Here is a 6,099-nt window from a genome sequence, read left to right on the forward strand (position 1 = left end):
TGTTTAAGTTTATTTTCTTATCTGATTCTGATAATTTTCATCAAATCTATACTTTGATTTCTGATTCAAAAAAATACCCAAACTTTTCTATAAAAGTTACTCACTTCCTACTCCCTTCTTCAAGGAACTTGCCAAATACGTTGATGATATTCTTCTGGTTCAGCGTATGGGTCAACTACAGAATGATTATGGTCGTGACTATGATGATGATGTGAGTGAGAATGGTCGTGATGACTGTGAGAATATTCCTTATTACTAACAGCAGCTAACCGAAACTTACACATTTCACAGTTCATTTTTACTTCTCCTAACTGTGTCTCTATTTCCCTTTCTCGCAATAATTCCAATAATGTTGGATGCACTCCCATTTCTGGCAAACAAGTCATAGAAATATCTGGATATTGTTCTTGTTGTTGGGCAGTAATATCAAATATTTTATTGACCAAAACTCCAGTAAATAAAAAATATGGTAAAACAATAATTCGCTGCGGTTGATATAACCTTGCTCGCCGAAAACCTTCCTCTAAACGTGGATGAGTAATGCCAATAAAACAGGTTTCAACTGTTAAATAATTACTACCTTCCCATAACATTCGAGCTAATTTATAAACATCTCCATTCGCATCAGGGTCGCTCGAACCTCGCCCAACAAATAATAAAACAGTTTCAGAACAGTTAAAATTAGTTTTGTCTAATTCTTTGAGACGAGAACGCCATAATTCTATAATTTTTGGAGTAATACCAAAATGTCGCCCATAATAGAATTTTACTTGAGGATGTCGTTGCCTTGCTCGGTCTAATTCATTAGTAATATCAAATTTATTGTGGCGGGCTGCAAATAACAAAATTGGTAAAGCAGATAATTCTGTATAACCTTGTTCCACACATTTATCTACTCCTTCTTGAATAGTGGGTCCTGTTAATTCCAAAAAACAAGGTATTACAGGTCGAGATTTATCTAAATTTTGATAAGCTGCAACAAAGTCTAAGAAAGTTTGTTTTCCTTCAGCATCTCTTGTACCATGACCTATCAACAATAAAGGTCTTTGTAGGGGTAATGGCTGTAAGTTCTCTTCTGTAGATGAATTGCTTTTTTCTATAGTTGAATTTAGGATTTCTTGTGTTTTAATTTTTGGGTTTTGATTGAAGTATTTCATTAATTATACTTTTCCCGTGTCAGGCAGGAAATTAGGGTTTACAACTGACAATTAGGTGTTCTGGCTCATCGATTCTTTTGATTAGCAAGCAGTTATTAATTTTTTCTAGTTTGCTATTTTTATCGATTTACAGTTGCCGCACAGCCTCGGAATTTCACCACAGTTTCCCTAATTTATCAGTAAAATACGGGGCAGAAATTATTGTTGGCAAAAATTCTACAAAGTTTCTGCTATTTGACTAGATTTTTATTATCTTAGCTCATATAGGAATTCTAAATCATTAGTAAAATATTAAACTTCTAACTGTTTAAATAAGTAGGTGGACAAAATTATTTGTACATTCAGTTATCGGCTATATTCATTTTTTTTTCTTGCCTGTCTTGAGTAAATCTATCCATGTAAAAATTTCTCTAAAGCAAATCTCTGTATTAATTTTTTTCAGATACTTAGCAGATAAGTAGGTGATTATAGATAAATATAATATAATATCATTTTGAAAAAAAATGTTACAAAACTCTAGTTATAGACACCAGTTTCAGAAAGCAAAAGGCGACAGAGATTCGTAGCAAACATTTATTACACCTGGTATTAGAGCTATGCTTTACCCACATCTGTTGAATTCCTTACAGGATAGGGGAGACAAGGGAGAGGGGTCTGGTAGAGAAATGACGAGAAACCAGCCATTTCTCAAATATAGGACAGAGGTGGCTAAAAGTGAATAATGCAATGAGTGCCATTTGATTTCTCTGGTTAGCTACCCAAAAAATCTACCCACACTCCCCACACTTCTTTTACATCAAAGGTAAAAAACATACCCTTGTAGTAAGACCACACTCCCCACCCTACTGGTTTGTCAATTTTCAAATGATGGGTTCAGACAAGCCAAGGAAGACAAGGGAGGAAATTCATTAATGGATAATGGATAATGGATAATGGATAATTATCTCTCCCTTTTAGGGAGAGGATTGACGCGGTAGGGAAAAAATTTATTTCTCGAGGGGAGATTGGAGGCCAGCGTTTGCGCTTCGCAAAGCTTCGAAGTTCGCGTAGCGTCCCGGAGGGAACGGAAACCTCGCCATCCCATCCTAAGGTCATGCTCCGCTTGCCGACCGCTCTCTTGGTCGATTGGAGGCCAGCGTTCGCGTAGCGTCCCGGAGGGAACGGAGACCTCGCCATCCCTCGACCGCTTTTTCCCCTTTATTGGAGAGGCTTTAAAGGGTGAATTATCTAATTATTTAATTGTTTAATTGTTTAATTGTTTCGGTAAACAAGGGAGAAAATTTAATAGCTTATCCCTCACATCAATCTTGACAGACCACTACAATACTTCTAAGACTTATGGGTAAGGGATAGGTATTAAAGGGCGAGTGAGTGAAAACTAGATCGTGCTTACGTCAAAGCTTTCCGTTAAACCCGCTCCTAAAATTTTTTGTATAGAACTTATATAAAGTCCGGTAGTATTGAAATGTTATAATAAATCAGGTTGATGGAAATATAGATATTAGTATAGTGAAAAATTTAATACAAAGCCGATTTCATACTGATACTACCTGATTTTATACTAATCAAAGCTTTAGTTCTAAACGCTACATATACTAGAACGTTATGGTTTTAATTCACAATATCTACTATATATAGTGTCTTTGCGTAAGTTATGATTTAATTATAGCTACCTACTTAGTTTTTACTCTCCATCGTTCAAAGTCATATCAATTTTATAAAATATTTTTATATTAAATTTATTACTAGGTAGTAGGTAGGGCGGCAGCCCAAAAATATATAAATTAATAGTTTTCCAGACGATTTCAGTATAACCATACTTTTTTGAATAAAATTGTTGAGTGCAGTCCCCATCCAAATCAAGCATTTTAACTGTGGTTAGCAAAACCAAGAAATAAACCCCAAATATCCTTTTACTCTCAAGACCTGTAGAAAATATGCGCAAATAAAACCAAAGTTGTAGGTCTTTCCAGGTTTGTAGAATTACGGTGGACGGCAAAATTAAGCCCACATTAATCTTCGATATAGTCTGTGGTAGTTGAAAAATGTGGACATACTTACAACAAAATAAAATTCTGGGATATATAGAAATAAAAATCCATACCACTCACCTCCATATTTATAAATTTGAAGGAACAATCATCTTGCATTTATAGACATAATTTTATACTCTATCCAAACCAGTCTTAAGCTTAAAAAAATGTATGAGAATAAAACAATCTTTCACCTCTAACGGCAATTCTCAACCAGAGTTAGCCCATAATATACAAAAGTAATTAAGCAAGATTGGTGATAAAACGATAGAATCATAAGCCGTAGTATCTGAAACATAATCTGAAAATTACTATGAATGACACAAACAACGAATTACTGGAAAATATGCCCAGGGAGCAGAGAGTTGGGCAACTGCGTAACCTAATTGAAACCTTACACATAGCTGATGAAGTGGCCAGTAAAGGCTATCTAATCACTAGCTCAGAGCTGGCAGACTTAATGGATATCAACGCTAGTGCAGTTACTAGCCGTGGAGATCATTGGGTATGGCGCAACTGGGTTGTATCTAGAGTCCGTCGTGAAGGGAACCAAAGTGCGATTCGTTTCTGCTAAAAGTTAAGGTCATAGTGCCAAGATGTGAGCAGAGTAAGGCCATTAGCCTTATAACTAAATGACCTTGGAGGTGAGATTCCTCCCGCCCAGGTGCAGGGTTGACAGCATCACCCCTACGGTAGCGACTAGCCATCAATCCGTAAAGCGGGGTGAAAAGGTGGTAAAACTAGCAGCTTAAGTTGGTTCCCATTGAGCAAAATACCCATTGGATAGCTATAGTGCGAAGATGTGAGTGAAGCGTCGTCACATTCAGCCAGTGAAATAAGCTGTAACACTGGAGCCAAAAGGCAAAGGATAGGGAGTTAGCGAGATTTGGTTCGACTAACAAGCACTTCCCGTAAACCCGGCGCAAAGCATCATCCTAAAGGTATATAGATAAGGTCATTTGGAACGAAGTAACCCATGAAAAACTCTTGAATTATTATTAGAAGGAGTCAGGAGTCAGGAGTCAGAAGTTAAATCCTTGCTGTGACTATATTTGAGAGATGCCTAAGCTTTTGCAAGTGCGACAACTCTTTGTTTCAGTGCAATACCTGATAACTGATAACTGATAACTGATAACTGATAACTGATCGAGTAGGTGCTAACCGTATGTTTGATTGGGAGGGATTGTGTCAGAAGCAAAAGCCCTTAGTTAATGTAATGGGATATGCAGACGGACACACGGTGATTTGGAATGTAGAGTTTGAGTAAGTAATATAGATGTCTAATACGAGTTTAAAGACTACGGGGGAATGGAAGGAGTGGCGCGAAATTAACTGGTCAAAAGTTGAGCGTCGGGTCTTCAAGTTACAGAAAAGAATCTACAGAGCCTCTCAACGTGGTGATGTTATTGCAGTTCGTAAGCTCCAAAAAACCTTGATGAAATCCTGGTATGGCAGGTTATTGGCGGTGCGTGGGGTTATTCAAAATAACCAGGGCGATAAAACAATAGGAGTTGGTGGTATTAAATCTTTGTCTCCAGAAAAATGTTTTGTCTTGGCTAAAAGATTAAAACTAAATAGCAAAGTTAAACCTATAAGAAGCACTGTTCAAGACCGTGCCTTGCAAATACTTGTCAAGATAGCTCTAGAAAACCAATGGGAAGCAAAGTTTGAACCTTATTGTTACGGGTTTGGACCAGGGAAATCATGTCAGGATGCAATAGAAGCAATTTTTAATTGTGTCAAGCTTCAGCCTAAATATGTACTTAAAGCTGATATAACTAAATGCTTTGACTCTCTCGACTATGAACAACTATTAAACACATTAGATATCTATCCCACCTTACGCAAACAAATCCGAGTTTGGTTAAAGGATGGTCTGATGGATAGAAAAAACTTGTTCCTAGCAGAGGAAGTAATTTTTCCACTACTGACAAATATAGCTTTCCATGGTATAGAAAAACAAATCAAACATTACCCTGAAATACTTAATGAAAAATTTCAAGGTTTAAGTTTGATTCGTTATGGAGGTAACTTGGCGATCGCTCACGAAGATATTGAGGTAGTTCAAAAATGCCAAGATATAATTACAGAATCTTTATCTGAGTTATGTTTGGCATTAAAACCAAGTCAAATCAGAATTTATCACACACTGTATATATGTGGTGAAGAAAAACCTGGATTTGATTTCTTGGGATTCAATATCAAACAATATGAAGTGAGTAAAAACCAAAGTAAGCTAGGTTTTAAAACCAATATTAAACCAAGCGCAGAGAGTATCAGGAGTTATTATTGTCAAATCGCTGAGGTGATAGATCAACATAAGTCTGCGTCACAAGTTGCCTTAATCAGAAAACTTAACCCTTTGATTAAAAGTTGGGTAAACTATTACTCAGTAGTGGTGAATAAGAAAATCTTCCAGGATTTGGATAATTTAATATTCCAAAAACTCTGGGGTTGGGCAAAAAGAAGACACCCCAATAAAAATAATCGTTGGATTTGCCAAAAGTATTGGCAAACTATAGGGGAAAACAAGAGGGAATTTTCCTGTAGTGGCAACAATAGCAGTCAATTTAGATTATTGAGACACGCAGACTGGATTTATTCGAGCAAAGAAAAGGCACTTAATGTTCAACTCAAAAGGTAAAAAAACAAAGTGCTGGCTGCAATTTATGGACATTACTATGATGTAAAAACTGCTAATAATAGCAGTGGAGGTACTCTTTTAATTAGGGCCTAATCACTGAGGAGCCGGATGAGGTGAAAGTCTCACGTCCGGTTCTGAAGACGAGCATTTCTGGTGATAGAATTGCTTAGTTTAACTTCTCTGGCAATTAGAAAGGGTAGATTAAATTTACCCATAATTTCCTTTTTAATTAGGAAATTTAAAATTAGCGATCGCTTACTTTCTT

The 6,099-nt window shown here is 36.5% G+C and carries 3 protein-coding genes; 2 read left to right on the top strand and 1 reads right to left on the bottom strand.

Going from position 1 to position 6,099, the window contains the following annotated elements; genetic code table 11:
• Positions 1–119: 119 nt before the first annotated feature.
• Entirely contained in the window at positions 120–1,157 is a 1,038-nt protein-coding gene (locus tag F6K22_RS28120; RefSeq protein ID WP_293105700.1) for a sirohydrochlorin chelatase, read from the bottom strand.
• A 2,346-nt stretch (positions 1,158–3,503) separates the two neighbouring features.
• Here F6K22_RS28120 and F6K22_RS28125 point away from each other — a divergent pair.
• Together F6K22_RS28125 and F6K22_RS28130 are read left to right on the top strand one after the other, a co-directional pair.
• Positions 3,504–3,764, top strand: a complete 261-nt coding sequence (locus F6K22_RS28125) for a hypothetical protein (protein WP_202218668.1) — start codon at positions 3,504–3,506, stop codon at positions 3,762–3,764.
• A 702-nt stretch (positions 3,765–4,466) separates the two neighbouring features.
• Positions 4,467–5,834: a reverse transcriptase N-terminal domain-containing protein gene (locus F6K22_RS28130; RefSeq protein ID WP_293105701.1), complete on the top strand. Its 1,368-nt coding sequence runs from the start codon at positions 4,467–4,469 to the stop codon at positions 5,832–5,834.
• Positions 5,835–6,099 lie beyond the last annotated feature (265 nt).

The sequence above is a fragment of the Okeania sp. SIO2F4 genome (genome assembly GCF_010672385.1).
In the GTDB taxonomy this organism is placed as follows: Bacteria; Cyanobacteriota; Cyanobacteriia; order Cyanobacteriales; family Microcoleaceae; genus Trichodesmium.

Coding starts and splice junctions, on each gene's coding strand:
- F6K22_RS28120 (WP_293105700.1), bottom strand. CDS start 1,157: ATGAAATACTTCAATCAAAACCCAAAAATTAAAACACAAGAAATCCTA.
- F6K22_RS28125 (WP_202218668.1), top strand. CDS start 3,504: ATGAATGACACAAACAACGAATTACTGGAAAATATGCCCAGGGAGCAG.
- F6K22_RS28130 (WP_293105701.1), top strand. CDS start 4,467: ATGTCTAATACGAGTTTAAAGACTACGGGGGAATGGAAGGAGTGGCGC.